The 24,909-nt window shown below is 72.7% G+C and carries 24 protein-coding genes; 14 read left to right on the top strand and 10 right to left on the bottom strand.

The window, feature by feature from the left end:
- Positions 1–32 precede the first annotated feature (32 nt).
- The 3 genes from FRANEAN1_RS07865 to FRANEAN1_RS07875 all read right to left on the bottom strand — a co-directional run bounded on the left by FRANEAN1_RS07865 (position 33) and on the right by FRANEAN1_RS07875 (position 3,501).
- Complete coding sequence (locus FRANEAN1_RS07865) at positions 33–1,247, bottom strand: CoA transferase (RefSeq protein WP_020459219.1); 1,215 nt, start codon at positions 1,245–1,247, stop codon at positions 33–35.
- Positions 1,248–1,284: 37 nt separating this feature from the next.
- The gene (locus tag FRANEAN1_RS07870; RefSeq protein WP_020459220.1) at positions 1,285–2,451 is read right to left on the bottom strand and encodes an acyl-CoA dehydrogenase family protein; all 1,167 of its coding nucleotides are present in this window, start codon (positions 2,449–2,451) and stop codon (positions 1,285–1,287) included.
- Positions 2,452–2,739: 288 nt separating this feature from the next.
- Positions 2,740–3,501 carry an SDR family NAD(P)-dependent oxidoreductase gene (locus FRANEAN1_RS07875; RefSeq protein ID WP_020459221.1) on the bottom strand — a complete coding sequence of 254 codons (762 nt, stop codon included), beginning with the start codon at positions 3,499–3,501 and terminating at the stop codon, positions 2,740–2,742.
- Between the two features lie 120 nt (positions 3,502–3,621).
- Here FRANEAN1_RS07875 and FRANEAN1_RS07880 point away from each other — a divergent pair, with 120 nt between their 5' ends.
- The 7 genes from FRANEAN1_RS07880 to FRANEAN1_RS07910 all read left to right on the top strand — a co-directional run bounded on the left by FRANEAN1_RS07880 (position 3,622) and on the right by FRANEAN1_RS07910 (position 12,042).
- Positions 3,622–4,968: a DUF1800 domain-containing protein gene (locus FRANEAN1_RS07880; RefSeq protein ID WP_063748379.1), complete on the top strand. Its 1,347-nt coding sequence runs from the start codon at positions 3,622–3,624 to the stop codon at positions 4,966–4,968.
- An 86-nt stretch (positions 4,969–5,054) separates the two neighbouring features.
- Positions 5,055–6,392, top strand: a complete 1,338-nt coding sequence (locus FRANEAN1_RS07885) for a DUF1501 domain-containing protein (protein ID WP_020459223.1) — start codon at positions 5,055–5,057, stop codon at positions 6,390–6,392.
- A gap of 117 nt (positions 6,393–6,509) precedes the next feature.
- The gene (locus tag FRANEAN1_RS07890) at positions 6,510–7,271 is read left to right on the top strand and encodes a response regulator transcription factor (protein ID WP_041255651.1); all 762 of its coding nucleotides are present in this window, start codon (positions 6,510–6,512) and stop codon (positions 7,269–7,271) included.
- Complete coding sequence (locus FRANEAN1_RS07895; protein WP_020459225.1) at positions 7,264–8,718, top strand: HAMP domain-containing sensor histidine kinase; 1,455 nt, start codon at positions 7,264–7,266, stop codon at positions 8,716–8,718. The genes FRANEAN1_RS07890 and FRANEAN1_RS07895 overlap by 8 nt, the downstream gene beginning before the upstream one ends.
- A gap of 71 nt (positions 8,719–8,789) precedes the next feature.
- A complete protein-coding gene (locus tag FRANEAN1_RS07900; protein ID WP_041253839.1) occupies positions 8,790–9,362 on the top strand; it encodes an IS607 family transposase in 573 nt (190 codons plus the stop codon).
- Positions 9,359–10,621, top strand: coding sequence for a zinc ribbon domain-containing protein (locus FRANEAN1_RS07905; RefSeq protein ID WP_020459227.1), 1,263 nt, complete (start codon positions 9,359–9,361; stop codon positions 10,619–10,621). The genes FRANEAN1_RS07900 and FRANEAN1_RS07905 overlap by 4 nt, the downstream gene beginning before the upstream one ends.
- Positions 10,622–10,821: 200 nt before the next feature.
- The gene (locus tag FRANEAN1_RS07910) at positions 10,822–12,042 is read left to right on the top strand and encodes a low temperature requirement protein A (RefSeq protein WP_020459228.1); all 1,221 of its coding nucleotides are present in this window, start codon (positions 10,822–10,824) and stop codon (positions 12,040–12,042) included.
- A 43-nt stretch (positions 12,043–12,085) separates the two neighbouring features.
- On the opposite strand, the gene FRANEAN1_RS07915 is transcribed toward FRANEAN1_RS07910, so the two are convergent.
- Positions 12,086–12,487 carry a nuclear transport factor 2 family protein gene (locus FRANEAN1_RS07915; protein ID WP_049795601.1) on the bottom strand — a complete coding sequence of 134 codons (402 nt, stop codon included), beginning with the start codon at positions 12,485–12,487 and terminating at the stop codon, positions 12,086–12,088.
- A 97-nt stretch (positions 12,488–12,584) separates the two neighbouring features.
- Here FRANEAN1_RS07915 and FRANEAN1_RS07920 point away from each other — a divergent pair, with 97 nt between their 5' ends.
- The gene (locus tag FRANEAN1_RS07920; RefSeq protein ID WP_020459230.1) at positions 12,585–13,520 is read left to right on the top strand and encodes a LysR family transcriptional regulator; all 936 of its coding nucleotides are present in this window, start codon (positions 12,585–12,587) and stop codon (positions 13,518–13,520) included.
- A gap of 25 nt (positions 13,521–13,545) precedes the next feature.
- Here the strand turns inward: FRANEAN1_RS07920 and FRANEAN1_RS07925 are convergent, their stop codons facing one another.
- Genes FRANEAN1_RS07925 through FRANEAN1_RS07935 form a run of 3 tightly spaced genes read right to left on the bottom strand, consistent with a single transcriptional unit; the run spans position 13,546 to position 15,951 of the window.
- The gene (locus FRANEAN1_RS07925; protein ID WP_020459231.1) at positions 13,546–14,280 is read right to left on the bottom strand and encodes a methyltransferase domain-containing protein; all 735 of its coding nucleotides are present in this window, start codon (positions 14,278–14,280) and stop codon (positions 13,546–13,548) included.
- Complete coding sequence (locus tag FRANEAN1_RS07930) at positions 14,273–15,046, bottom strand: alpha/beta hydrolase (protein WP_020459232.1); 774 nt, start codon at positions 15,044–15,046, stop codon at positions 14,273–14,275. Before FRANEAN1_RS07930 ends, FRANEAN1_RS07925 begins: the two co-directional genes overlap by 8 nt.
- Positions 15,043–15,951, bottom strand: coding sequence for an enoyl-CoA hydratase (locus FRANEAN1_RS07935; protein WP_020459233.1), 909 nt, complete (start codon positions 15,949–15,951; stop codon positions 15,043–15,045). The genes FRANEAN1_RS07930 and FRANEAN1_RS07935 overlap by 4 nt, the downstream gene beginning before the upstream one ends.
- A gap of 335 nt (positions 15,952–16,286) precedes the next feature.
- Between FRANEAN1_RS07935 and FRANEAN1_RS07940 the strand changes: the two genes are divergently transcribed.
- The 4 genes from FRANEAN1_RS07940 (at position 16,287) to FRANEAN1_RS07955 (ending at position 20,416) form a co-directional block, all read left to right on the top strand.
- Positions 16,287–17,183: a hypothetical protein gene (locus tag FRANEAN1_RS07940; RefSeq protein ID WP_347177027.1), complete on the top strand. Its 897-nt coding sequence runs from the start codon at positions 16,287–16,289 to the stop codon at positions 17,181–17,183.
- A gap of 184 nt (positions 17,184–17,367) precedes the next feature.
- The gene (locus FRANEAN1_RS07945; RefSeq protein ID WP_020459235.1) at positions 17,368–17,766 is read left to right on the top strand and encodes a PPOX class F420-dependent oxidoreductase; all 399 of its coding nucleotides are present in this window, start codon (positions 17,368–17,370) and stop codon (positions 17,764–17,766) included.
- Between the two features lie 245 nt (positions 17,767–18,011).
- Complete coding sequence (locus FRANEAN1_RS07950) at positions 18,012–19,151, top strand: acyl-CoA dehydrogenase family protein (protein WP_020459236.1); 1,140 nt, start codon at positions 18,012–18,014, stop codon at positions 19,149–19,151.
- A complete protein-coding gene (locus FRANEAN1_RS07955; RefSeq protein ID WP_020459237.1) occupies positions 19,148–20,416 on the top strand; it encodes an acyl-CoA dehydrogenase family protein in 1,269 nt (422 codons plus the stop codon). Before FRANEAN1_RS07950 ends, FRANEAN1_RS07955 begins: the two co-directional genes overlap by 4 nt.
- Here FRANEAN1_RS07955 and FRANEAN1_RS38330 read toward each other — a convergent pair.
- Positions 20,322–20,876: a GDSL-type esterase/lipase family protein gene (locus FRANEAN1_RS38330; protein ID WP_347177208.1), complete on the bottom strand. Its 555-nt coding sequence runs from the start codon at positions 20,874–20,876 to the stop codon at positions 20,322–20,324. The genes FRANEAN1_RS07955 and FRANEAN1_RS38330 overlap by 95 nt on opposite strands.
- 31 nt (positions 20,877–20,907) lie before the next feature.
- On the bottom strand, positions 20,908–21,051 hold the full coding sequence (locus tag FRANEAN1_RS43110; protein WP_347177028.1) for a hypothetical protein: 144 nt from the start codon (positions 21,049–21,051) through the stop codon (positions 20,908–20,910).
- A 484-nt stretch (positions 21,052–21,535) separates the two neighbouring features.
- Between FRANEAN1_RS43110 and FRANEAN1_RS07965 the strand changes: the two genes are divergently transcribed.
- A complete protein-coding gene (locus tag FRANEAN1_RS07965; RefSeq protein ID WP_020459239.1) occupies positions 21,536–22,231 on the top strand; it encodes an NAD(P)H-binding protein in 696 nt (231 codons plus the stop codon).
- A gap of 21 nt (positions 22,232–22,252) precedes the next feature.
- The gene (sigJ, locus tag FRANEAN1_RS07970) at positions 22,253–23,155 is read left to right on the top strand and encodes an RNA polymerase sigma factor SigJ (protein WP_020459240.1); all 903 of its coding nucleotides are present in this window, start codon (positions 22,253–22,255) and stop codon (positions 23,153–23,155) included.
- A 13-nt stretch (positions 23,156–23,168) separates the two neighbouring features.
- Here sigJ and FRANEAN1_RS07975 read toward each other — a convergent pair whose 3' ends face one another.
- Positions 23,169–24,827, bottom strand: coding sequence for a carotenoid oxygenase family protein (locus tag FRANEAN1_RS07975; protein ID WP_041253842.1), 1,659 nt, complete (start codon positions 24,825–24,827; stop codon positions 23,169–23,171).
- Positions 24,828–24,909 lie beyond the last annotated feature (82 nt).

Here is a 24,909-nt window from a genome sequence, read left to right on the forward strand (position 1 = left end):
CCCGCTGCCGCCCGACTGTCGCCCGGTGGCGATCACACTCCGGTGGGTGGCGGCTCGTCGTGGGCGCGGGCGACGTCGGCGGCGATCAGAGCGTCCACCTCCGCGTCCGTGTAGCCCAGGTTCCTCAGGATGCGCCGGGTGTCGGCTCCCTGCGCCCGTGGGGGACGGCGCACCGAGCCGGGCGTGGCGGACAGTTTGATCGGGATGCCGATCCCGCGATAGCCGTCGAGCTCCACGACCATGTTCCGGTGCCGCAGGTGCGGGTCGGCCAGTGCCTGCGCGACGTCGTGCACCGCCGTCGCGGGTACCCCGCGGGCCAGCAGCTCCCGGGCCAGGCCGTGGCGTGCGCGGGGCGCGATCGCCTCACGCAGGATCGCGCGCAGCGCAGCCACGTTCGCGACCCGGGCGGCGTTCGAGGAGAAGCGCGGGTCCCCGGACAGCTCGTCCCGGCCCAGCGCGGTGGCGAGCGCGGCGAACTGCCGGTCGTTGCCGGCGCCGATGAAGATCGGGCCGTCCGCGGCGTCGAAGGTGTCGTACGGAGCGATCGCGGAGTGGGCCGAGCCGGTCCGGATCGGCACCTGTCCGTCCGCCAGGTGCGCCGCCGTGTGGGGATGCAGCAGGGAGGCGGCCGTGTCGACGAGCGTGCAGTCCACGAGCTGGCCCACGCCGGTGCGGGCGCGGGCGTGCAGTGCGAGCAGGATCCCGGCGAACGCGTAGATGCCGGTGACCATGTCGACGATCGGCACGCCGACCCGCAGCGGCGGCCGGTCCGCCTCGCCGTTGATGCTCATCAGACCGCTGTACGCCTGGGCCACGGCGTCGTATCCGGGCATGGCGCCCATCGGCCCGTCGGGGCCGAAACCGGTGATCCGGCACCGGACGAGCCGGGGATGGCGCGCCCGCAGCGTCGGGTCGTCGAAACCCCAGCGTGCCAGTGTCCCGACCTTGAAGTTCTCCACCAGGACGTCGGCTTCCCCGAGCAGCCGACCGAGCACGTCGTGCCCGGTCGGAGCGCTCAGGTCAAGGCAGATGTTCGTCTTGTTGCGGTTGATCCCGGTGAAGTAGGCGCTGGTGCCGTCGGCGACGAAGGGCGGGCCCCAGGCCCGGGTGTCGTCCCCGGCCGGGGGCTCCACCTTGATCACCTCGGCGCCGTGGTCGGCGAGGAGCTGGGCGCACAGCGGCCCGGCGAGAACCCGGGAGAGGTCGAGGACACGGAGCCCGTCCAGGCTCCCGCCGGGGTCGGTCATCCGTCGTCGTCGCCGTCGTCGATCCGCGCCCGTCGTCTCAGTACGACTTCGGCAGGCCGAGCACGTGCTGGGAGACGTAGTTGAGGACCATCTCCTGGCTGACCGGCGCCAGGCGCATGATCCGCGACTCGCGGAAGTAACGCTCGACGTGGTACTCGCGGGCGTAGCCCATGCCACCGTGGGTCTGGATGGCCTGGTCGGCGGCCTTGAATCCGGCGTCCGCGCACAGCCACTTCGCCATGTTCGCCTCGGGCCCGCAGGGCAGCCCCTGGTCGTAGCGCCAGGCGGCCTTGCGTGCCATCAGCTCGGCGGCGTCCAGCCGGATCTGGGCCTCCGCCAGCGGGAAGGCGATGCCCTGGTTCTGGCCGATCGGCCGGTCGAAGACGATCCGCTCCTTGGCGTAGCGGGTGGCCTTCTCCAGCGAGGCGCGCCCGATGCCCAGCGCCTCGTGGGCGAGCAGGATGCGCTCGGGGTTCAGGCCGTCGAGCAGGTACTTGAAGCCCTTGCCCTCCTCGCCGATGCGCGCGGACTCGGGCACGAAGTAGTTGTCGATGAAAACCTCGTAGGACGAGACCGCGTTGCGCCCCATCTTCGGGATGGCGCGCAGGTCGATGTGCTTCCGGTCGATGTCGATGAGGAACAGCGACATGCCGTCGGTGGGCCGGGCGCTCTCCTCGCGCTTCGTCGTCCGCGCGATGAGGATCATCTTCTGCGAGTCGCCGGCCTTGGTGATCCAGACCTTCCGGCCGTTGATCCGGTAGCCGCCGTCCACCTTCTCGGCGAAGGTGGTGATCCGGGTGGTGTCCGTCCCCGCGTTCGGCTCGGTCACGCCGAAGCACACGTGCAGCGAGCCGTCCGCCGCGGACGGCAGGATCTCCTTCTGCAGGTCCGGGCTACCGTGCTTGACGATCGTGTTCAGGCCGAAAATGGTCAGGTGCATGATGCTGCACCCGTTCATGCCGGCACCCGAGGCGGCGATCTCCTCGAGCAGCAGCGACGCCTCGGCGATTCCCAGCCCGCCGCCGCCGAACTCCGTCGGGATGGCGATGCCGAGCCAGCCGCCCTCGGCGAACGCGTTGTAGAAGTCCCACGGGAACTCGCCCTTCTGGTCCTTCTCCGCCCAGTAGTCGTCCGCGAAGCTGCGGGCGAGCTCCCGCGCCCCGGCCCTGAGCTGCTCCTGATCCGGAGTGAGTTCGAAGTGCATCGGCTGACCTTCCACTGGACGAGGTGGGCGGGACGGCAGTCGCCTGCCGCGGGGACGTCGTGACGTGCACGGTTCCGTGCGGGACGGGACCGCGAGCGGGCTCCGACGACGCCGCGCGTCGCGAACGTGGTGACTACGTCACGCCGCGTCAATGCGGACTGCTGTTAGGTGGCGCTAACACACTGGCACGCGGCCGTGCCTCTGGTCGCGGGCCTGTTCGAATTTTCACGAGCCCGGTGCCGGTGCCCGAATACCTGACGCCGCTGCCTGCCACGTCTCCTGCCGCGTTCAGCGCAGGACCGTACCGCCGTCGACGTTCACGACCTGCCCGTTGATCCAGGATCCTTCGTCCGAGAGCAGGTAGGCGACCATGCTCGAGACGTCCCGCGCCTCGCCGTGCCGGGTGCTGCGGGTGCGGGCCAGCATCGCGGACAGCATGTCCGGCGGCGCGCCGTCCCGGATCTCGCGGGTGAGGATCAGGCCGGGCGTGACCGCGTTGGCGCGGATCCCCTCGGTGCCCCACCGGGAGGCGACATGCCGGGCGAGCGCGTTGATGCCCGCCTTGGTCACCGCGTAGGCGGGCCGTTGCGGCTCGCCGGTGAACGACGCGATGGACGACGTGTAGACGATCGCGCCGCCGCCCCGCTCCAGCAGCCGCGGGATGGCGTGCCGGCTGACGAGCATGTGACCGCGAAGGTTCACGGCGACCGTGCGGTCCCAGATCGCGAGGTCGATGTCGACGACGTTGCTGTCCTTCTGGACGGCGCCCATGTCACCGGCGTTGACGTGCACGGCGTCCAGGCCGCCGTGGGTGCGCACGGTGAGGGCGACGAGCTCCGCGACGGAGGCGTCGTCGGAGATGTCGAAGCCCGCCGCGACCGCGTCGCCGCCGGCCTCCCGGATGGCCGCCGCCGTCCGTTCCGCGCCGGTGAGGTCCAGGTCGCCGACGACGACCTTGGCGCCCTCCCGGGCCAGCCGTCCGGCCGAGTCGGCCCCGAGCCCGGTGGCCGCGCCCGCCACCAGAATGATCTTTCCTTGTAGTCCGTCCATAACCGCTTCTCCCACAGTTCCGCGGCGGGGCGCCACCGTCCGCCGGCCGGGCGCGGATCCTTACACGATTCGTACAGGACGCTCGCCGGCGGCTGACCTTTGCACGCCACCATGGTCGTCATGGCAGCCGCGGTCACCACCGACAGCCCCACCGGGGTGCGGGCCGAGCTCGCGCTCCTGTACCGGCGGGCCGGCTTCGGGGCCCGTCCCGACGAGCTCGACGCCGCCGAGCGGGCCGGCTACGAGGCGGCGGCCCGGGGCCTGCTCGACGCGCACGACCGCCCCGACCCCGGGGCGGTACCCCCGCCCGACCTGGACGCCGAGGCCGACCGCCGGCCACCGCCCGCGTCCGACCGGACCGCCCGCGCGGCGTACGCCCGCGGGCTGCGCGAGCGCACCGAGGCGCTGATCGGCTGGTGGCTCGGCCGGATGGTCTCGACCGCCGACCCGGTCACCGAGAAGCTGACGCTCTTCTGGCACGGCCACTTCGCGACGTCCATCCAGAAGGTGCGCTCGCCGGCGCTGATGCTCGCCCAGAACGAGATCTTCCGGCGGTCCGGCCGCGGGCCGTTCGACGCGCTCACCCTCGCCGTCGCGCGCGACCCGGCGATGCTGATCTGGCTGGACGCCGGCCGCAACGTCAGGGAGCACCCGAACGAGAACTTCGCCCGCGAGCTGATGGAGCTGTTCACCCTCGGCATCGGCAACTACGAGGAGCGCGACGTCCGGGAGGCGGCGCGGGCGTTCACCGGCTGGCGGGCCGGCCGCACCGGCCGCTTCACCGTCGCCGCGGCGCAGCACGACTCGGGCACCAAGACGATCCTCGGCCACACCGGTGATCTCGGCGGTGAGGACGTCGTCAGCCTGCTCGCCCACGACCCGGCCTCGCCGCGCTGGGTGTGCTCCCGGCTGTGGAGCCGGTACGCCGCACCGGTGGCACCCGCCGACCAGGCGCTCACTCCGCTGCTCACCGCCTACGGGCCGGGGCTCGACACCGGCGCGGCGCTGCGGGCGATGCTCCTCGCGCCCGGCTTCCAAGCCACCGCCGGGCGTCTGGTGGCGCCGCCGATCGACTACGTGGTGGGCGTGCTCCGCGCGCTGCGGATCACCGTCCCGGCGCCCGGGACGGGCGGTGCCGCCGCGCCGGCGCGCCTGGCCACAGTGCTGCGCGGGCTCGGCCAGGTCCCGTTCGCGCCGCCCAGCGTCGGCGGCTGGCCGGCGGGCGGCGCGTGGCTGACGACCGCGGCGAGCCTGGTCCGGACCCGCTTCGCGGCGGCGGTCGTGGACGCGGCCGACATCTCGGCCGTGGCGGACGTCCCGGCCGCGGAGCGGGTGGACGCCGTCGCCCGGCTGTTGTCCGTGCCGGCATGGAGCGCGCGCACCCGCTCCGCGCTGTCCGCCGCGGCCGCCGACCCGCCCCGGCTCGTCACCCTCGCCCTGCTCGCCCCGGAGTACCTCGTCACCTGACGCGCCAGGCCCGTGCGCCCCGTCCGTTACCCGGAACGCCTCCGGGCCCAGGCCGATCCGAGGCCGATCCGAAGGAAGAGAACGCCATGCCGCTCAGCCGCCGCCGCTTCCTCATCGCCTCCGGCGTCACCGGAGCCGGGGCCCTCGCCGCGGGCGCGGGGGTGCTCAGCTGGGACGCCCTGCACGGCGCCGCCGCCGACCGCCCGCTGGCCGCGGGCACCGGCGTGCTGGTCGTCGTCACCCTCTACGGCGGCAACGACGGCCTGAACACCGTCATCCCCTTCCAGGACCCGGCCTACCGGCAGGCACGCGGCGACCTCGCGCCTGCCGAGCCGGACGTCCACCCGCTGGCCGACGGCCTCGCGCTCGCCCCGGCGCTCCCCGGGCTCGCCGGGCTGTGGAAGGAGGGCCGCCTCGCGGTCGTGCGGGGCGTCGGCTACCCGGAGCCGGATCACAGCCACTTCCGGTCGATGGCCATCTGGCAGACGGCGTCACCGCGGACGGCGTCGACGTCCGGCTGGATCGGGCGCTGGCTCGACGCGCTGGCTGCCAAGAACGGCGCGACAGGCGGCGCGACGGGCGGTCCGGCAGGCGGTTCGACGGCCAGCCCGGCGGGTGGGCAGGCCGGCGGCGCCGATCCGCTGCGGGCGCTGGCGATCGGCCCCACGCTGCCGCCGCTGCTGGTCGGCGACCACACGGTGGGCTCGGCGGTACCCACCGGCGGCTTCGCCGCGCCCAGCGGTCGGCTGGGAGCCGACCTGCACGCGCTCTACCGCCCCGACCCGGCCGACAGCCCGCTGGCCGCCCGGGCCGCCGCATCCGGCGCGGACCTGTTCACCGTCGCCGGGGCGCTCGCCCCGGTGCTCGCCGACGCCCCGGAACGCGACGCCGGCACCCAGGGCCAGCTCGACGGCGGGGATCCTGGGGCAGGCGGTGGCGATGGCGGCGAGCTCGGCGCCCAGCTCGACGTGGTCGCCCGCGCCATAACCGCCGGGGTGCCCACCCGGGTGTACTCGGTGAGCCTGGGCGGCTTCGACACCCATGCCGCTGAAGACGGCACCCACACCCGCCTGCTCGGCCAGCTGGATGCCGCGCTGACCCGCTTCCACCGCTCCATGGCCGCCACGCCCCGCGGGAGCGGGGTGACGACGATGGTCTACTCGGAGTTCGGCCGGCGGGTCGCCGCGAACGCCAGCGGCGGCACCGACCACGGCACCGCCGGTCCCGTCCTGCTCCTGGGGCGGCCGGTGCGCGGCGGCTTCTTCGGCGACCAGCCCCCCCTCACCGACCTCGACGACGGCGACCTGCGGGTCACCACGGACTTCCGCTCGGTGTACGCGACGCTGCTGGAGCGCGTCCTGGGAACGGAGGCGGGCACCGTGCTCGGGTCCGACGAGAGCTTCCCCCGCCTCGCGTTTCTCTGACCATGTCCCAGTCCCGGCCCGTCCCGCGAGTGGCCCGCCGTCCGGCCGTCCCGCCCCCGGCCAGCCGGCTTCCGTTCCCGTGTCCGCACACTCACTGAGGTGGACACCCACACGCAGATGGACGCGGACAGCCACGCTCCCGAGCTTGTCCTCGTTGTCGAGGACGAGGCGCACATCGCCGAGTTGATCCGCATGTACCTCGTCCGGGAGGGGTTCGCCGTCGAGGTCCGCGCCGACGGTCCGGCCGGCCTGGCGGCGGCGCGTGCCCTCACCCCGGTCGCGGTCATCCTGGACGTCCGCCTGCCCGGCCTGGACGGCCGTGAGCTGCTGCGGGCCCTGCGCGCCGACGGTGACTGGGTGCCGGTGCTGCTGGTGACGGCCCGCGACGACGAGGTCGACCGCGTCGTCGGCCTGGAACTGGGCGCCGACGACTACGTCACGAAGCCGTTCTCGCCCCGCGAGCTGGTCGCGCGGCTGCGCGCCGTCCTGCGGCGCACCAGCGGGCCCGCCGCGCTCGCACGGTCGACCGACGCCGCCGGTGCGCCTGCCGGTCCTGGTGCCGGTGCCGGTCCTGACGCCAATGCCGGCGGCCCGGTGCTGCGCGCCGGGGTCGTCGTGCTTGACGTCGGGCGGCGGCGGGTGCTCGCCGGCGACCGCGAGGTGACCCTCACGACCACCGAGTTCGACCTGCTCGCGGCCCTGCTGCGCCGTCCCGGCCTGGTCCACACCCGGGACCGCCTGCTCGCCGACGTGTGGGGCTACCAGGCGAGCGCCGGCACCCGGACCGTCGATGTGCACGTGGCCCAGGTCCGGGCGAAACTCGGCCCGGCCAGCCCGATCCGCACCGTCCGCGGCGTCGGGTACACCGCCGATGCCTGACCCCGGGAGCCGCCCGAACCCGCGGAATCGGCGGCCCGCCGGGCTGGCGGTGCGGATCGCCCTGGCGACGACCGCCGTCGCCGCGCTCGCGGTCCTGCTCACCGGCACGATCTTCGCCGGTCTCGTCGGCGGAGCCGCGGACGACGAGGCCCGCCGCGCGCTCGGCCGGCAGGCGGATGTCGTCGTCGCGCTCTACGACCGTCCCAACGCGACCGCCGACCTGCGCGCCGGGGTGACCAGGACGATCGCCGCCCAGCGGGTGACCTTCGTCCGGGTCGCCCCGGACGGCCGTCCGACCGCGCGCCAGGGGCCCGGTGGCGGCAGGGGCCTCGAGCTCCCGGCCGACGTCCTCGCCCGGGTCGCCGCCGGTGCGGAGGTCGGCACGGCCCGCACCGTCGGCGGCCGGCGGGTGATCGTCGTCGGCCGGCCGCTCGCCCACGGCGGCGCGATCGCGCTCGTGCAACCGGCGTCCGAGAGTCGTCAGCTCGCCGGCGCCGTCCTGCGGCGGCTCGGGATCGCGCTGGTGTGCGGCCTTGCCGCCGCTACCGTTGCCGGCGCCGTCCTGGCGCGCCGGCTCGCCCGCCCGCTGCGGCGCCTCGCCGACGCCGCCCACCAGCTCGCCGCGGGCCGGCGCGACATCCGTGTCGGCACCGGCGGTCCGCGCGGCCCGGCCGAGGTGGCGGACGTCGGCGCCGCCCTCGACGGCCTCGCCGCGGCTCTCGCCGTCAGCGAGGACCGGCAGCGCAGGTTCCTGCTGTCCGTCTCGCACGAGCTGCGCACCCCGCTGACGGCCGTCCAGGGTTTCGCCGAGGCGCTCGCGGACGGCGTGACCGAGCCGGCCGACACCGCCGGCACCGGTCGGATCATCCTCGGGGAGGCCCGCCGTCTCGACCGGCTCGTCACCGACCTGCTCGACCTCGCCCGGCTCGGCGCGGACGACTTCCGGGTCGACCTCGCGCCCGTGGACCTGGGCGCTCTGGTGGCCGGGGCGGTGGAGGTCTGGCGGCCGCGGTGCACGGCGGCCGGCGTCGAGCTGCGGGTCGAGCTGCCGGACGGGCCGGTGCCGGTGGTCACCGACCCGGTCCGCTTCCGGCAGATCGTCGACGGACTGGCCGAGAACGCGCTGCGGGTGGTCCCGGCCGGCGCGCCGATCGTGATGGCGCTGGGCGGCGGTCCCCAGGGGGCAGTGGTCCCTCAGGGGGTGGTGGTCCCCCCGGAGGCGGTGTTCGAGGTGCGGGACGGCGGTCCCGGCCTCACCGCCGACGACCTCGCCGTGGCCTTCGACCGCTCGGCGCTGTTCGAGCGCTACCGGGGCCGCCGGCCCGTCTCGACCGGCGTCGGGCTGGCGCTCGTCGCCGGGCTGGCCCGCCGCCTCGGCGGTGAGCCGTTCGCCGGGCACGCCCCCGAAGGCGGCGCCGTCTTCGGTATCCGGCTGCCGCCCGGCTGACCCTGCGCGGGGGTGAAAACTGCTGTCGTGTTAGCGCTGGATGGTGTCAGATAGCGCTGTATGGCGGTGGTGTGAACCTCAAGGAGTGGGCTGCGGTGAACGGGGTCGGGTACTCCACCGCCCGCCAGTGGTTCCTTGACGGCAGGCTTCCGGTTCCTGCCCGTCGGGTCGGCGGGCTGATCCTCGTCGACGAGCCCGCGCGATCGGTCCCGTCGGGGACGGTGGTGGTCTATGCCTGTGTCTCGTCCGCTGACCAGGAATCGGACCTTGACCGGCAGGTCGCCCGGATCGTCCGCTGGACCGCCGGCGAGAACCTGGCCGTCGGCAAGGTCGTGACCGAGGTCGGTTCCGCGTTGGACGGGCACCGCCGGGAGTTCCTCGCGTTGCTGCGTGACCCGGAGGTGACGACGATCGTCGTCGAGCACCGGGACCGCTTCGCCTGGTTCGGCGCCGAGTATGTCGAGGCCGCGCTTGCCGCCAGCGGCCGGCGGCTGCTGGTCGTCGATCCCTCGGAGGTCGACGACGACCTGGTACGGGACATCACCGAGATCCTGACGTCGATGTGCGCCCGGCTCTATGGCCGCCGCGGCGCCGCGAACCGGGCCGCTCGCGCCGTCGCGGCCGCCACCGAGGCAGCCATGTGAAGACGACGCTGCAGGCGTACCGGTTCGCGCTCGACCCGAACAACGTCGGGCGTGCCGGCTTGCGCCGGCACGCGGGCGCGTGCAGGTTCGCGTTCAACTGGGGCCTGGCTCGGGTGAAGGCCGCGCTGGCGCAGCGCGAGGCCGAGGAATCCTACGGGCTGGCCGGCGACCTGCTCACCGCGGTTCCGTGGACGCTGCCCGCGCTGCGCCTGGCCTGGAACACGGTGAAGAACGACATCGCGCCGTGGTGGGCGGAGTGCTCGAAGGAGGCGTTCTCCGCCGGGCTGGCGCAGTTGGCCGCCGGGTTGAAGAACTTCTCCGACTCCCGCAAGGGCAAACGGAAAGGCCGCACGGCCGGTTTCCCCCGGTTCAAAAAGCGCGGGAAGGACCGTGACTCGTTCCGGTACACCACCGGCTCCTACGGTCCGGACGGGGACCGGCATGTGAAACTGCCCCGGATCGGCCGGGTGAAGGTCCACGAGCCGATGGGCGCGCTCACCGCCCTGCTCGGCGACGGCCGTGCCCGCCTCCTCGGCGCGGCCGTGTCCCGCACGGCTGGCCGCTGGTTCGTGTCGTTCACCGTGCAGGTCGAGAAGAAGCTCCGCAGGACCTCCCGCGCCTACGCCCGGTCACAGCCGGGCAGCAGCGGCAGGCGCAAGCTCGCCACCGACCTGGCGAAACAGCATGCCCACACCGCCAACCAGCGGCGCGACGGGCTACACAAGGTCACCACCAACCTCGCCCGGACCCACCACACGGTGGTCATCGAGGATCTGCACGTCGCCGGCATGGTGCGTGACCACAGCCTGGCGAAGGCGGTCTCCGACGTCGGGATGGGCGAACTGCGCCGCCAGTTGGAGTACAAGTGCGGCCGGTGGGTTCGCGACCCGAAGACCAGGACGCAGGTGTACGTGCCCGGCTGGCATGGCGCGCACCTGCACGTCGCGGACCGTTGGTACCCAAGCTCGAAGACCTGTTCCGGCTGTGGCTGGCGAAACCCAAGCCTGACACTGTCGGACCGCACCTTCTCCTGCCCGTCCTGCGGGCTGGTGATCGACCGCGACGAGAACGCGGCGGTCAACCTGGCTCGGCTCGTCGACCGCGAGTACATCGGCGACGTTAAAACAGCCCGTGGAGCCGACCGTAAGACCAACGCGCCAGCACCACCGGCGCGGCGGCGGGTGGCTGTGAAGCGGGAACCGGGCACGGCCAAGACCGGTCAGACCCGGGGTGCCTCACCGAAAGGTGAAGCGGCATGAGCGGCACTACCCGGCGCTCTCGTGCAACGGGAGCTGACCTCGCGCGGGGGAATGGTGGCCCTCTGACCTGGGCGGCTGGTGCTTGATGCACGCAGAATGTCGCCAGGCGCGCGGCGGCGATCCGGGTGATCTCCAGCGCTCCCACCTGAACGGTCATGCTCGCCGATGGCCGTCCGTGAACGATCACGAAGGGGCCGACCGTGCCGGAGACGTCCGAGCTGACCGCCCCCGTCGGGCGCCGATGGCGGGTGCCGATGGGGGCCCGCTCCGCCGACGAGAGCCACCGGGCGTCGACCCCGCTGGAGCTGCTGTTCGACCTGACCTTCGTGGTCGCCGTCGCAGCCGCCGCGGTCGAGCTGGCGCACGCCGTCGCCGACGACCACGTCGGGGACGGCCTCGTCAGCTTCCTGATGGTCTTCTTCGCCATCTGGTGGGCGTGGATGAACTTCACCTGGTTCGCCTCCGCCTACGACTGCGACGACGTCCCGTACCGGCTGCTGACGTTGCTGCAGATGGGCGGCGTGCTCGTGCTCGCCGCGGGCGTGCCCGCCGCGTTCGAGGACACCGACTTCACCGCGGTGACGGCCGGCTACGTCATCATGCGGGCGGCGATGGTGACGCAGTGGCTGCGCGCCGGGCACAGCGACCCGGCGAGTCGGGCGACCGCCTACCGCTACGCCGCCGGCACCGTCGTGATCCAGGCCGGCTGGCTGGCCCGGCTGGCGCTGCCCGAGACCGCGGGGTTCGTCGGCTTCTTCGTGCTCGTCGTGCTGGAGCTGGCCGTCCCGCTGTGGGCCGAGCGGCACACGGTGACCACCTGGCACCCGCACCACATCGCCGAGCGGTACGGCCTGTTCACGATCATCGTGCTCGGTGAGAGCGTGCTCGCGGCGTCCCGCGCGCTCACCCCGGCGGTCGAGGCCGGCGTCACCACCGACACCGTCCTGCTCGGCGGCGGCGGGCTCGCAGCCCTGTTCGGCTGCTGGTGGCTGTACTTCGCCGCGCCCGCCGGCCGGGGCCTGGCCACCCACCGCGGGATGTCGTTCTACTGGGGCTACGGGCACTACGGGATCTTCGCCGCGCTCGCCGCGCTCGGCGCGGGCCTCGAGGTCACGGCGGAGACACTCGTCCACGGCATCCACGCCTCGGACGGCGTCGCCGGTTTCGCCGTCGCGCTGCCCCTGATCGCGTTCCTGCTGCTGCTCTGGGCCCTGCACGCGCCGCTGGAGGCCGCGCCGGTCACCTACCTCGGCGTCGTCGTGGCCGCCTGCGGCGCGCTGGCCGTGATCGCCTGGACGGCCGCCGCCGGCCTCGCCCTGCCCTGGGCCGTCGTCCTGCTGAACCTGCCGATCTGGGCCGCCATCGCCCTCCAGGTCATCGTGGACGACCGCCGCGCCCGGACGTCCACCGTGCCCGGATGACCACCGTGGACGCCTGACCGCCCGTGGGCGTGGGCCCACGCGCTCAGCGTGCCGGCGGGTTGAACTCGGGCTGGTCGAGCAGCCGCAGCCAACTCCCGTCCGGCTGGCGGCGGACGACCTGCGCCCTGGCGCCGGTCCCGTCCCTCGGCGGCGTCGACGTGAGCGCGATGTCGCCGCTGACCAGGGTGGGCAGCGGCTGCTCCGGCTCGAAGCGGGGGCCGCCGGCCAGCACTGCCGCCCACAGCTCCCGGATGGCCTCCCGGCCCACCGTCCGGCCGCCGGGCGGGTAGGCCAGCACCGCGTTCTCCTCGTAGAGCGCGGCGACGCCGGTGGCGTCACCGGCGTTGGAACGCTCGACGAACAGCCGGGTGATGTCCTCGGGCCGCATCGCCTTCTCGTAGTCCTGGTAGCCCCGTTCCTGGCGGTCCGCGTGCTGCTGCTGCATGGCTTCTCCCTGGTCGGCTGTGTCCTGCCGTCCAGCCTGGGACCGGGGGAGCCAGAAGTCCAACAGATGGATCTGCTCGCAGCTAGCATCTTTGCTTATGGAGCTGCGCCAGTTGGAGTACTTCGTCGCGGTCGCCGAGGAGCGGAACTTCACCCGGGCGGCCGAGCGCAGCCACGTCAGCCAGTCCGGAGTCAGCGCACAGATCCGCCAGCTCGAACGGGATCTCGGCGCCGAGCTGTTCGACCGGTCCGGTCGCGCCGCGACGCTCACCCCCGCGGGGGAGGCCGCGCTGGAATGTGCGCGTGCCGCGCTCGCCGCCACCGCGGCCCTGCGCCAGGCGGTCGGCGAGGTCACCGGCCTGATCCGCGGCCAGCTCACCGTCGGGATGGTCACCGGCTGCACCGTCACGCCGCTGTTCGACGCCCTCGCCGGTTTCCGCGGTGCCCACCCAGGGGTGGACGTCTCCCTGCTGGAAGGCAACTCCGACCAGCTCGTCTCGGAGGTCCGTGCCGGGACGGTCGACCTGGCCCTGGTGGGCAGCGCCGCCCCGGCCCCCGAGGGACTGGGGGCGCTGACGATCGTCGAGGAGCGGCTGGTGGCGGCCGTCCAGCCCGGTCACCTCCTGGCGGAGCGGCCCCGGATCACCCTGCGTGACCTGTGTCGGCATCCGATCGTGTGCATGCCCCCCGGTACCGGCCTGCGCACCGTGTTCGACCGGGCCTGCCAGACCTGCGACCTTCACCCCAGAATCACGTTGCAGGCCAGCGCGCCGGACGCCATCGCCGACCTCGCCGGCCGGGGCCTGGGCGTGGCCGTCCTCAGCACGTCCATGGTGGCGGCGTACGGCGACCGGCTCGTCGCGCTACCCGTGGACGGCCTCGACCTACCGGCGCTGCTCACCCTCGTCTGGCGCGCCCCGGCCAGCCCCGCCGTCCGCGAACTGCTCGCCCACGCCCGCCGGGCCTTCGCCGTCCCCGATCCGGACGGTCCCGCGAACGGTGTTCCAGCCCCGCCACGGCAGACCCCCACCTGACTGAGCCCGACACGACGGAGCCGGGTCACCCGGCCCGGCGGGCGGTGACGATGTACGCGGTCTCACTGAACAGGAAGTCGCCGTCGTCCTGAGCCGCCCGGAGCTGGCGGCTCCACTCCGCGAGCTCGTCCAGGCTCACGTGGCCCAAACCGCGGTCCGCGCAGCGGTGGACGGCGTCGTGGATCTCGCCCAGCCGGAGCGGCATGGCCTCCGCGAGCGTCGGCGAGACGGTCGTGTGCGCCTCGACGGACTCGAGCGCCAGCGGGCTGCGTCGCACCAGGCCCGCGAGGCGACGTCCCAGCTGCGGGTCGGTGGCCGCCATGTACTCGTAGGGGACCGGCAGCTCCGCGTAGGTGAGTAGCACCCGGCGGGCCAGGTCGCGGTCCGCGATCGCGATGGCGATCGTCTCGAAGTCGGTGTGGCCGAGCACCGCCCGCCCACTCGGCCGCAGGACGCGGGCGATCTCCTCCAGCAGCGCCGCCGGATCGGTGAGGCACTCGAACGTGTTGTTGGAGATCACGATGTCGACGCGCCCGTCGGCGAACGGCAGCGGCCCGCTCAGATCATGCTGGACGGCCCCTGCTCCGGGCAGCGCGTCGGTGAGACGGCGCAGTGGCTCGGGGTTCAGGTCGAGCCCGATCAGCCGCGCCAAGGGGGACCGGCGGGTGATCGCGGCGAGGGTGTCGCCGTGGCCGGCGCCCAGGTCGACCAGCGTGTCCGCCGGCCCGGGGTCGGCGAGGTCCGCTATGCGCTCATGCACCGTCCCGGCCGACGTCGGTGAGCCGGTCCAGGAAGGGGATGAGGGCTGCGAGGTAGGCGTCGGGATCACCGCTCCACAGGTCGTGGCCGGCGCCGGGGATGGTCGCGATCTCGACCGCCGGCAGCGCGCGGCGCCACTGGTCGGCGACCTGGTCGGTGACCACCGTGCTGCGGCGCCCGCCCCTGATCACCAGGACGGGAAAGTTCAGCCCGGAAAGCCGGTTCCACAGTGGTACGTCCCGGCTCTCGGTGAAGACCGCTCGTGCCGCGTGTTCCGCCATCCGGTCGATCATCGGCACGCCGCGGATCTCCGCCCGCAGCTGCCGCTCGACGACGGCGTCGGGCGGGCGCACGTGCCGTGCCCCGTAGTCGCCGACCACCAGCCCACGCACCTGCTCCGGATGCTCGAGCGCATACCCGAGCGCGTAGGACGACCCGCGGGAGAACGCGACGAGAACCGGCCGCTCCACCTCGAGCGCGCTGATGACCGCGCCCAGGTCGCTGATGTGGTCCTCCCACGCGTACCCGCTGGCCGGCGCGTCGCTGCCACCCCGCCCGCGCAGGTCGACGACGACAGCCCGCCGCTCACCGAGCTGGTCGAGCAGCCAGCCGTACTCGGCCGCGGACTCGCCCATGCCCGGCACCACCACGACCGGCGGCGCGGCGGCGCCGAGCAGCCCGTTGTCGAGCACGTGTAACCGGACCCCGCCGTTGCTGACGAAGACGGACGCCCCGGCGCCACGCGGCTCGGTCACGGCCGCCGTCACGAGGACCTGCCGCGGTTCTTCATGGACGTCAGCCCGGCGAGGGAGGGAGTCCCGTTGTTCCGCAGCGCGGCGCGGGCGTGGGCGAGGTGGTGCATGTCGAACACCGAGTCGACGGCGGTGCTGAAACCCTGGACGTCCAGGGTGTGGTTGACGGCGCGCTTGGCCATGCGCAGCGCGAACGGGTCCTGGCGGGCGATGCGGCGGGCAAGCTCCAGGGTGGCCGGGTACAGGTCGTCGAGCGGGACGACCCTGTTGACCATGCCGAGCCCGAGCGCCTCGGCGGCCGTGACGGGACCGCCGGTGAACAGCAGCTCCTTGGCCTTGCGGGCCCCGAGCTCCCAGGTGTGACCGTGGTACTCCACGCCGCCGATGCCCATGTGCAGGACGGGGTCGGAGAACTCGGCGTTGTCGGCGGCGACGATGAGATCGCAGGGCCAGCAGAGCATGAGCCCACCGGCGATGCACTTGCCCTGGACGGCGGCGATCGACGGCTTCGGGATGTCCCGCCAGGTCTTCGCATAGTGCAGGTAGTGCCGGGTCTCCCAGTCGTAGCCGCTGTCGGGCGTCCAGGCCGGGCGCGGGACGTCGCTCTCGGTGCCGGACATGTCGTGGCCGGCCGAGAAGTGTTTCCCGGTCGATCTCAGGATGATGACCCGGACCTCGGCATCGGCGTCGGCGGCCTGCCAGGCTTCGTCGAGCTCGCGCAGAACCTTGGCGTTCTGCGCGTTGGCGGCCTGCGGCCGGTTCAGTGTGATGACGGCGATGTGCTCGTCAACAACCTCGTAGTCGACGTGCTCGGCCTCGTAGCCGACCTGCTCGGGCCGCGTCGCGCTGCCGGCCGCGCCGTTACCCGCGCTGCCGGTCGGGTTTGTGGTCGGGCTGTCGGTCGCGTTGTCGGGATGCATCGGGTCTCCTTCGCCGGTGCTGGGCGGACGGGAGCGGGACCGCGGTCGACGGGAGCCCGGGGGAAACTGTCCGACATCGACGTCGACATCAATATTCATCCACGGGAGTCGGAAAAGGTCAACGCTCATCCCCAGCCTCGCCCCAACCCCATGCTTCCCGCCACCCCTGCGCCACTTCCCACCCTGCTCGCAGCCCTGCTCACAGCCCCGAACCGCAGCTCCCGGCCCCGGAGCCGGCCCGGTCCCCGGTAGCCGCGGTCGCGGAAGTCGCTGGATGGCCGGGTTCGGGTGGGTGAGGTGCTCTGGGGGCTGGAGCCCGGTTTGATGGTGTCCCGTTGGACGCGAGGGGGTCGGTTGCTGTGGAGATCGACGGGATGATGCTGGCGTTGCTGGAGATCCCGGCTGAGTGCACGGTCGAGTACAACCGGTGGTACGACCTCGACCACATGCCCGAGCACCTGGCCAAGCCCGACGTGCTCCTGGGACGTCGCTACGTCGCCCCCCGCGACCTGCGGGAAGCGCCGGGGGTCGTCCGGTCCGACCTGCTCGGCGGGTATCCGCCGTACCTGACCACCTACTGGTTCGGCGGTCCGCTGGAGATGACCAGCGAGCAGGCCCGCGAAGGCTGGCTCGCCCTGGATCGGACGCTCCTCAAAGGCGGGCGCTTCTGGCGGATCGGGCGGCCTCGTCACAGCTCGCGGTGGCGGGTCGCCGCGGCCTGGAGCCGCCCGGGGTGCCTGGTGCGCCCCGTCGCCGTCCCGTATCTCGCGCACCGAGGGGTGATCGTGGCGCTCGGGCGGGCGCCGTCGGCGGCCCGGCTGGGCGAGGCGGTGGACTGGTGGGAGCGGGTGCACCTGCCCGACCTGGCGGCCGTGCCCGGCCTCCTCGGCGCCGTCCGGCTGAAGTGGGCGGACGAGATCGGCGGGGCCGAGGCCGGTGGGAGCGAGACCAGCGGAGACGAGGCCGGCGGGGGCGAGGCTGTCGACGCGGCACCGGGGTCGGATCTCGTGCTGCACATGCTGCTCTGCGAGGACCCGCCCGAGCTGGTGATGGGGCGGATCGAGGAGGCCAAGCGGTACTGGCGGGCCGTCGGCCGGTTCCCCGCGCACCGCGGGGCCTACGAGGAGCTGGCCTTCCTGCCCTACCGGCTGATCGTGCCGCTCGAGTACGACTTCGACGTCACCGAGGACGGGACCGAGGAGGTCACCGCGACCACGGACGTCGCCGGCTGACGGGCCGGACCGGCGGGCGCCGGGTGGGTGGCGCGGGTGCGGGTGCGGGAATATCACGATGGTCCGGCGCCGCTGAGCGTGCGGGTGGCGACGTTCACGACGGGTGGCGTCGTCCAGGAGAGGTGCGTCGCGTGCGGTGGTCGATGCCGCCGTATCGCCGGCCTCGCGACGACGGAGGTAGGACATGGGCAAGCTCGATGACGGGGCGAAGGAACTGCTGGAGAAGCCCTTCCACGGGTGGGTGACCACGTTGACAGCGGACGGCTCGCCGCACAGCACGGTGGTCTGGGTCGACGTCGACGGCGGCGATGTCCTGTTCAACACCGCGGTCGGCCGGGTCAAGGAGAAGCACCTGCGCAAGGACCCGCGGGTGTCCGTGGGCGTGCTGGACCCGGAAGACCGCTACCACCTGGTGAGCGTGACGGGGACGGCCACACTCGACACCGAGGGCGCCGACGCCCACATCGACCGGCTGGCCAAGAAGTACCTCGGGGTCGACAGCTACCCGTTCCGCAAGCCCGGCGAGCAGCGGATCATCGTCCGGATCACGCCGAGCAAGGTCGTCTACAACGCCGGTTCCTGACCGCCGCGCCGCCCGCGGTCGCCGGCCTCGTCCGGCGACCGCCCAGCCACCGGCCGTCGCATTCCGGCCCAGACGCAGCCGGACAAGCCGGTCTCCGTCACCACATGGTGGGCTGGATCGGGGGTTCGCGGCGGTACCGGTGTAACTGTTGAAGTTCTGTCAAAAATCGCTATACGTTTTCAGTCTGACCTCTTGCGGTGCCAGGTGGCGCGCGAGGGCCTCAAGCGTCGTGGAGGTAACAGACTGTGCTGCTGGAGTTGGATCCCGATCAGGAAGTCCTGCGGGAGGCGACGGCTCGGTATCTGACCGACCGGGTGCCCACAGAGACGATCCGGCGGCTGCGGAACGACGCCTCGGGGTTCGAGGCGGACTACTGGCGTGCCGGCGCCGAGCTCGGCTGGACGTCCCTGCTGGTGTCCGAGGAGAATGGCGGCGGTTCTATCAGTGGGGCGGGCCTGGTCGACCTGACCGTGGCCGCGCACGAGTTCGGGCTCCGGGCGGCGCCCGGACCGCTGGTGCCGACGAACGTCGTCGCGGCGGCGCTGAGCGCCGTCGGCGGCGCGGCGCACGAGGCCGTCCTGGCGGGGCTGCTGGACGGCACGGCGATCGCCTCGTGGTGCTACGGCGAGCCCGCGCCGAACGATCGTCTCGGCACGGTGGAGCTGACCTGCCGGGTGGACGGCGACGAGATCGTCCTCGACGGGGTCAAGCGCCCGGTCGAGTCGGCGGGCGTGGCCCAGTTCCTGCTGGTCACGGGGCGCAGCGAGGCGGGTCTCACCCAGGTGCTCGTCCCGACCGACACGCCGGGCCTGACGGTTGAGCCGCTGCGCACCGTCGACCTGACCCGCCGGTTCGCGACCGTCCGGTTCGACGGGGTGCGGGTGCCGGCGAGCGCCCTGGTCGGTGAGCTCGGCGGGGCCGCGGAGCAGGTGGAGCGTCAGCTCCAGCTGGCCCTGGTGATCCTCTGCGCGGAGAGCGTCGGCTCGATGCAGGCCGCGTTCGACATGACGGTGCAGTGGGCGTTCGAGCGCTACTCGTTCGGCCGGCCGCTGGCCTCCTACCAGGAGCTCAAGCACCGGTTCGCGGACATGAAGTCGTGGCTGGAGGCGGCGCACGCCATCAGCGACACGGCGGCGAGCGCCGTCGGCGCGGAGTCGCCGGACGCCCCCGAGCTGGTCAGTGCCGCGAAGGCGTTCATCGGTGAGTACGGAGTCGAGCTGCTCCAGGACTGCGTCCAGATCCACGGTGGGATCGGCGTGACCTTCGAGCACGATCTGCATCTTTTCCTGCGCCGGGTCGTCCTCGACCGCGCGCTGTACGGCACCCCCGCCGAGCACCGGCAGCGGATCGCCGGCGTGGTCGAACATCTCAAGGAGCGGGCATGAGCACGGGCGACATCGAGGACGTCGAGACCTTCCGCCGCCGGGCGCGGGACTGGATCCGGGCCAACCTCGCGCCGCTCCCGGCGGGCAGCGGGATCGGCGTGATGCGCGCGGGTGCCAGCGACGAGGCGGAGCTCGCCGCGGTCGCGCGCCAGCGCGAGATCCAGCGGATGTTCTTCGACGCGGGTTTCGCCGGGATCGCCTTCCCCCGTGAATACGGCGGCCAGGGGCTCACCCCGGACCACCAGCGGGCCTTCAGCGAGGAGATCTCGGGCTACGAGTATCCCGCGGACATCCAGGCGCCGACCTTCTCTCCGTGCGCCGCGGTGCTGCTCGACTTCGGCACCGAGGAGCAGAAGCGCCAGCACATCCCGGCCATTCTGAAGGGCGAGGAGCTGTGGATGCAGTTCCTGTCCGAGCCGAGCGCCGGTTCGGACGTCGCCGCCGCGCTGACCAGTGCCGTCCGCGACGGTGACGACTGGATCCTGAACGGGTCCAAGATCTGGACGACCGGCGCCTGGTGGTCGGACTGGGGCCTCGTCCTGGCCCGGACGAACTGGGACGTCCCGAAGCACCGCGGGCTGACCGTGTTCATCCTGCCGATTCACCAGCCGGGTATCGAGGTGCACCGCATCGAGATGCTGAACGGCAACAAGGAGTTCTGCCAGGAGTTCCTCACCGACGTGCGGGTCCCGGACTCCGACCGCATCGGCGAGGTCGACGACGGCTGGACGGTCGGCACGCGGTGGATGTTCCACGAGCGGATGCTGCACAACTCGCCGCTCGTCACCATTCCCGCCGACGGGGCGCGCGGCACGATCCGCGCCACCCACCTGGTGGAGATCGCGCGCGACGCCGGCCGGCTCGACGACCCGTTGGCGCGCGACCTCATCGGTGAGGGCCGCATGCTCGACCTCGTCACGCACGCGCTGCAGGGGCGGCTGTCCCGCGGCCTGCGGTCCGGCCGGATGCCCGACCAGTCGGCGGCCATCGGACGGCTGTTCACCGGTGTGACGGCCGCGCGGACCACGACCCTGTCGTTCAACCTGGCCGGCGGGGCGAGCGCGGCCTGGACGGACGACGACGGCGCCACCGCCGAGTGCGGCAACGACTTCCTGCTGCGGCAGGTGAGCTGCATCGGCGGCGGCACCACCGAGATGGCCCGCAACGTTGTCAGCGAGCGGGTGCTCGGCATGCCCCGCGAGCCGGCGAAGGACCGCGGGGTGGCCTTCCGGGACGTCCCGCGGGGCGCCTCGAACCGGGGCTGACCCCACCGATCCGTGACACCGGCCGGGCGCGTACCCACGCGCCCGGCCGCTGTCGTTCGTCCGGCTGTCTCGTCCGGCTGTCGCTCGTCCGCTCTCGTTCGGCTGGGAGGCTCAGCGCTGGCAGCAGCGTGGAAGGGTCGGCGGGGTCGCGCACCGCCGCGTCGAAGTCCACGAACCCGTCGGCGAGGCGCTGGCCGCGTATCCAGGAGTTGATCCGCTGGCGGTAGTTCTCGCTGTCGGGCGCCATGCCAGTGCCGTCGATGATGGCGTTGGACGCGGGCGTGATCGTTCCCAGCCAGATCTTCACGCCCGCCGCGTGCGCCCGGTCGATCAGCTGGGTGTATCTGGCGATGACCTGCTCGGGTGTGGCGGGGGTCAGCCCGAGGTCGTTGATGCCCTCGAGCAGCAGCACCCCGGCGACACCGGCCCGCGCGAGAGCGTCCTCGTCGAAGCGCTGCAGCCCGCTGCGCCCCGCCTGCGACGGCTCACCGCTAGGTCAGGAGCATGTTCCCGCTGATCCCGGCGTTGACGACGGAGACCGGGATGCCGGCGCCGAGCAGCCGCCGCTGCAGGTGGTCGGGGTAGCGCAGGTTCCGGTCCGCGACGCTGGCCGTCCGCGGGGACGCTCTCTGCACAGTCTTCTCCCTGGCTACGCGCGGGAGGTCCACACATGGGATGGCCGCGAGACACCGTTCCCCGCTGAATCGACGCCGCCCTTGTGGCCCGCTATTCATGGCACCGGAGCATAGAGAGATGAAACGAGACTCGGAATGGGTCGCGAATCTCACTACAGGCGGTTAGGGTGGGCCGTATTCCGTCTCGAACCGCCGGATCTCGTGCTGTTCATGACGATGCTCGACGCCGCGGCCGAAGCGGTGCCGGCCGGCACCGACCGGGCGGCGGCCGCGCGGCGGCTCATCACCGTCGTGTTCGACGGCATCCTCACCTAGCCTCAAGGGCGTTCAGCCCTTGGGCCCTCCGTGATCGCCCGTGCCGATCCACCGCGGATCTGTCACATCCGACCTGCCTGGATTCGACGTATCCGCAGGGCGCCTGCAGCGCGCAGGAACCAGACCGCGCCGCCACGCGGACGCGAGCACAGGCGAAGGACGGAAGCGTATGAAGATCACGATCTTCGGAGCCAGCGGGGCCACGGGGCGCCTCTTGGTGCGACAGGCACTCGACGCGGGCCACGCCGTGACGGCGGTGACGCGTTGCCCGGCGGAGTTCCCGCTGGCCGGTGAGCAGCTCACCGTCATCGGGGGCGATGTGTCCGACGGGGCCGCCCTCGCGCCGGCGATCAAGGGCGCCGACGCGGTGCTGTCCAGCCTGGGGGTGCCGTTCACCCGTGGCCCGATCACCGTCTACAGCCGCGGCGCCGCGAAGATTCTCGAGGCGATGACGCGGCACGGTGTGAAACGGCTGGCCGTCGTCAGCTCGACGGCGGTCGAACCCCACCCCCACCGCGAGGGCGGGTTCCTGCTCAACCGGGTCATGCAGCCGATGATCGTCAGGACGATCGGCAGGACCACGTACGCGGACATGCGGGCCATGGAGCAGATCGTCCGCGAGAGTGACGCGGAATGGACGATCATCCGATCCTCGGGGCTGTTCGATGCCGACCACGTCTCGCGCTACACCGTCAGCGACGGCCCGCTGGACGGAGTCTTCACCAGCCGTGCCGACCTGGCCCACTGCCTGCTGACGCAGGCCACCGGGAAGCGGTTCGTCGGCCGGACGGTCGAGATCACGACCAGCGAGAACGCCCCGACACTCCTACAGGTGATCCGGCGGGAGGCGTTCGGCCGTGACTGACCCCGCCGCCGACCACCTGTCATGACCTTCGAGCCCGCGTCCCCCGCGAACGGCGCCGCCTGGTACGCCGAACAGTTCGAACGCCAACGTCGCCAGCTGCGCGCCGTCGCCTACCGCATGCTCGGCTCCTTCGCGGACGCCGACGACGCAGTGCAGGAAGCCTGGCTGCGGCTCAGCCGAGCAGACGAGACGGCGATCGACAACCTGGCCGGGTGGCTGACCACCGTCGTCGGGCGCGTCTGCGTCGACATGCTGCGCGCCCGCCGGGCGCGGCGCGAGGACCTGCCCGGCACGTGGCTGCCCGACCCGGTCATCACCGAGGCAGACACCCCCGATCCCGAACAACGCGTCCTGCTGGCCGACTCGGTCGGCCTGGCGCTCCTCGTCGTCCTGGACAACCTTCGACCGGCGGAACGGCTCGCGTTCGTGCTGCACGACATGTTCGGCGTCCCGTTCGACGACATCGCTCCCATCCTCGAGAAGAGTCCGGCGGCGACACGGCAGCTGGCCAGTCGCGCCCGTCGTCGTGTCCAGGGCAGCGGCACCCGGCCGGATCCCGACCTCCCCACCCAACGTCGCGTGGCCGAAGCCTTCCTCGCCGCCGCTCGCAACGGTGATTTCGCCGCGCTCGTCGAACTCCTCGACCCGGACGTCAGACTCCGGGTCGACACCGGGCCCCGCACCTGGCTCGCCCCACCACTGCTCACCGGAGCACGCGACGTCGCCAGCCACGCCGCCGCCCAGGGCCCACGCTTCGCCGGCCCCTGGGAACCCGCCCTCGTCAACGGCGCCGCCGGCATGATCGCGCGTGGCAGAGCCGGGCTGATCGCAGTCGTGGGATTCATCGTCGTCAACGGCCGCATCAGCGAGATCGACCTCATTCTCGACCCCGACAGGCTGGCCGCCGTGAAAGTCAACGACTGATGCGATGCGCGTCCTAGCCGAACGCCTCCACGATCTCGGTGACGATGGCGCGCGCGGCCGGGGAGAGGTCGCGCCATCCGGTGCCGAGGTCGGCGGCGAACGAGCGCCGGTAGTCGGTACCGGGGGAGCGGATGGTCTCCGTGTAGCCCGAGTGGAACAGCACGGGCATTCGCAGGCCTGGCGCCGTCACCACGGCGCACGGGCCGAGATCCAGCGCCAGGGCGTCGAAGACCTGCAGTTCGGTGCGGTCCGCATGCTTGACGAAGACCACCACCCAGCCATCGCCGCCGGCCTTGTCCGGCACGAAGACCGGGGACTCGCAGATCGTCCCGGCCGGGAACGTCCACGCCGACTGCTCGGTCATCGACTCCAGGTCGATGCAGACCAGCGACGACGGGATCTCGGTCGTGGGCAGGTCGTCGACGCCGACCACCCGGAACGGATGGTCGGCGTACATCTCGACGATCGCCGAGACCATCGTGTCGGGCGTGGCGCCCCAGTACGCCTGCCACAGGTGGCGGCCCCGCTCGAGCGCCGCCGGGCGGGTGTCGCGGGCGTAGAGCAGGGTTCCCCAGTGCCGCTGCGGGTCGAGGAAGTACCTGCTCTGCCGCACCTGCCCGGTACGGCCGTCGATGACGTGCCGCCCGACCGGTGCGGCGTCGACCGGCGTCGGCATGAACCCGGACAGGCAGCTGCGCAGCCTGTCCCCGGTGCGCCAAACGGTGTCCGAGCGGGTGATGGCGTAGTTCATGTCCCAGCCGTTCGAGTGCGCGACGTACATCGTGACGTCGTCGCCGTCCTGGCCGTAGTCGGCGAACTCGTGGAACGACTCGTAGGGGACCCGCGCGTGCGTCACCGGCACGGCGGAGCCGACCCGGGCACGGGTCAGGTCCCGCTTGGCGACCAGATAGATGTCGGTGAACGGCAGGTGCGGCCTGGTGCGGCCGCGGCCGGCGACGCTGCCGGGCTCCGGCTGGAAGCCGATCTCGGTGAAGATGACGTAGTCGCGGGTCACCGCGATCTCGTGGGTGCCCTGGGTGATGCGCGCCCCGGGTACCTCCCAGGTCTCCAGCTCACCGTGGCCGTCCCAGCGCACCACCGACAGCGGGCCCTCCACGTCGGTGGTCGACCGGCCGCGCGGGCGCAGGTGGATGTTGCTCCACCACAGACAGCCCTCGTCGGGGTCGACCACCGGGTGGGACGTCGTCTGCACCCCGGGGAACAGCGGGTGCGCCCCGACCTGGGGGTACTCGTGTACCGCGCCGAGGAACGTCCGGTAGGTCATCGTGACCGGGTCGAGCTCCACCGGCCGCTGCCGGTCGGCGGTGAGCAGCAGCCGGTCGCCGAAGAAGTGCGGCGCGGTGTGGCTGAGTGACGGGTGGGCGCCGGTCAGCAGCCGCTGGAGCTCCTCCGGAGCCAGTGCGGCACGCAGCCCGCCGAGCATCGCCAGGTCCGGGGTGACCACTCGGCGGGTCCGCCAGGTGCGTTTCGCCAGATCGACCCGGGTCAGCATTCCCGGTCCGCTCGGCGCGAAGTCCAGCACCGTCGGCTGGGCCGGCCCGACGACAAATGCGAACCCGGTCAGCCCGTCCGGCCACTGGCCGGCGGTGACGACAAGATCGACCTCGTATTCCCGGCTCTGCTCGAGCACGTGGTAAACCGCGTGGTCCACGAGAAAACCTCCCGCCGACCCGTCGGAGGAGCGGCTGAGAGAAATTCTCGGAGCCTGCGGCTGCCGGGCGGTGGACTCAGGG

Source organism: Parafrankia sp. EAN1pec (assembly GCF_000018005.1).
GTDB classification, from domain to species: domain Bacteria; phylum Actinomycetota; class Actinomycetes; order Frankiales; family Frankiaceae; genus Parafrankia; species Parafrankia soli.

What these genes read in the sequence shown, in the direction of transcription:
- sigJ (WP_020459240.1), top strand. Translation starts at nt 22,253, where the DNA reads ATGACCTTCGAGCCCGCGTCCCCCGCGAACGGCGCCGCCTGGTACGCC.
- FRANEAN1_RS07935 (WP_020459233.1), bottom strand. Translation starts at nt 15,951, where the DNA reads ATGCATCCCGACAACGCGACCGACAGCCCGACCACAAACCCGACCGGC.
- FRANEAN1_RS07880 (WP_063748379.1), top strand. Translation starts at nt 3,622, where the DNA reads ATGGCAGCCGCGGTCACCACCGACAGCCCCACCGGGGTGCGGGCCGAG.
- FRANEAN1_RS07920 (WP_020459230.1), top strand. Translation starts at nt 12,585, where the DNA reads ATGGAGCTGCGCCAGTTGGAGTACTTCGTCGCGGTCGCCGAGGAGCGG.
- FRANEAN1_RS07885 (WP_020459223.1), top strand. Translation starts at nt 5,055, where the DNA reads ATGCCGCTCAGCCGCCGCCGCTTCCTCATCGCCTCCGGCGTCACCGGA.
- FRANEAN1_RS07965 (WP_020459239.1), top strand. Translation starts at nt 21,536, where the DNA reads ATGAAGATCACGATCTTCGGAGCCAGCGGGGCCACGGGGCGCCTCTTG.
- FRANEAN1_RS07870 (WP_020459220.1), bottom strand. Translation starts at nt 2,451, where the DNA reads ATGCACTTCGAACTCACTCCGGATCAGGAGCAGCTCAGGGCCGGGGCG.
- FRANEAN1_RS07955 (WP_020459237.1), top strand. Translation starts at nt 19,148, where the DNA reads ATGAGCACGGGCGACATCGAGGACGTCGAGACCTTCCGCCGCCGGGCG.
- FRANEAN1_RS07895 (WP_020459225.1), top strand. Translation starts at nt 7,264, where the DNA reads ATGCCTGACCCCGGGAGCCGCCCGAACCCGCGGAATCGGCGGCCCGCC.
- FRANEAN1_RS07945 (WP_020459235.1), top strand. Translation starts at nt 17,368, where the DNA reads ATGGGCAAGCTCGATGACGGGGCGAAGGAACTGCTGGAGAAGCCCTTC.
- FRANEAN1_RS07915 (WP_049795601.1), bottom strand. Translation starts at nt 12,487, where the DNA reads ATGCAGCAGCAGCACGCGGACCGCCAGGAACGGGGCTACCAGGACTAC.
- FRANEAN1_RS07890 (WP_041255651.1), top strand. Translation starts at nt 6,510, where the DNA reads ATGGACGCGGACAGCCACGCTCCCGAGCTTGTCCTCGTTGTCGAGGAC.
- FRANEAN1_RS07865 (WP_020459219.1), bottom strand. Translation starts at nt 1,247, where the DNA reads ATGACCGACCCCGGCGGGAGCCTGGACGGGCTCCGTGTCCTCGACCTC.
- FRANEAN1_RS07875 (WP_020459221.1), bottom strand. Translation starts at nt 3,501, where the DNA reads ATGGACGGACTACAAGGAAAGATCATTCTGGTGGCGGGCGCGGCCACC.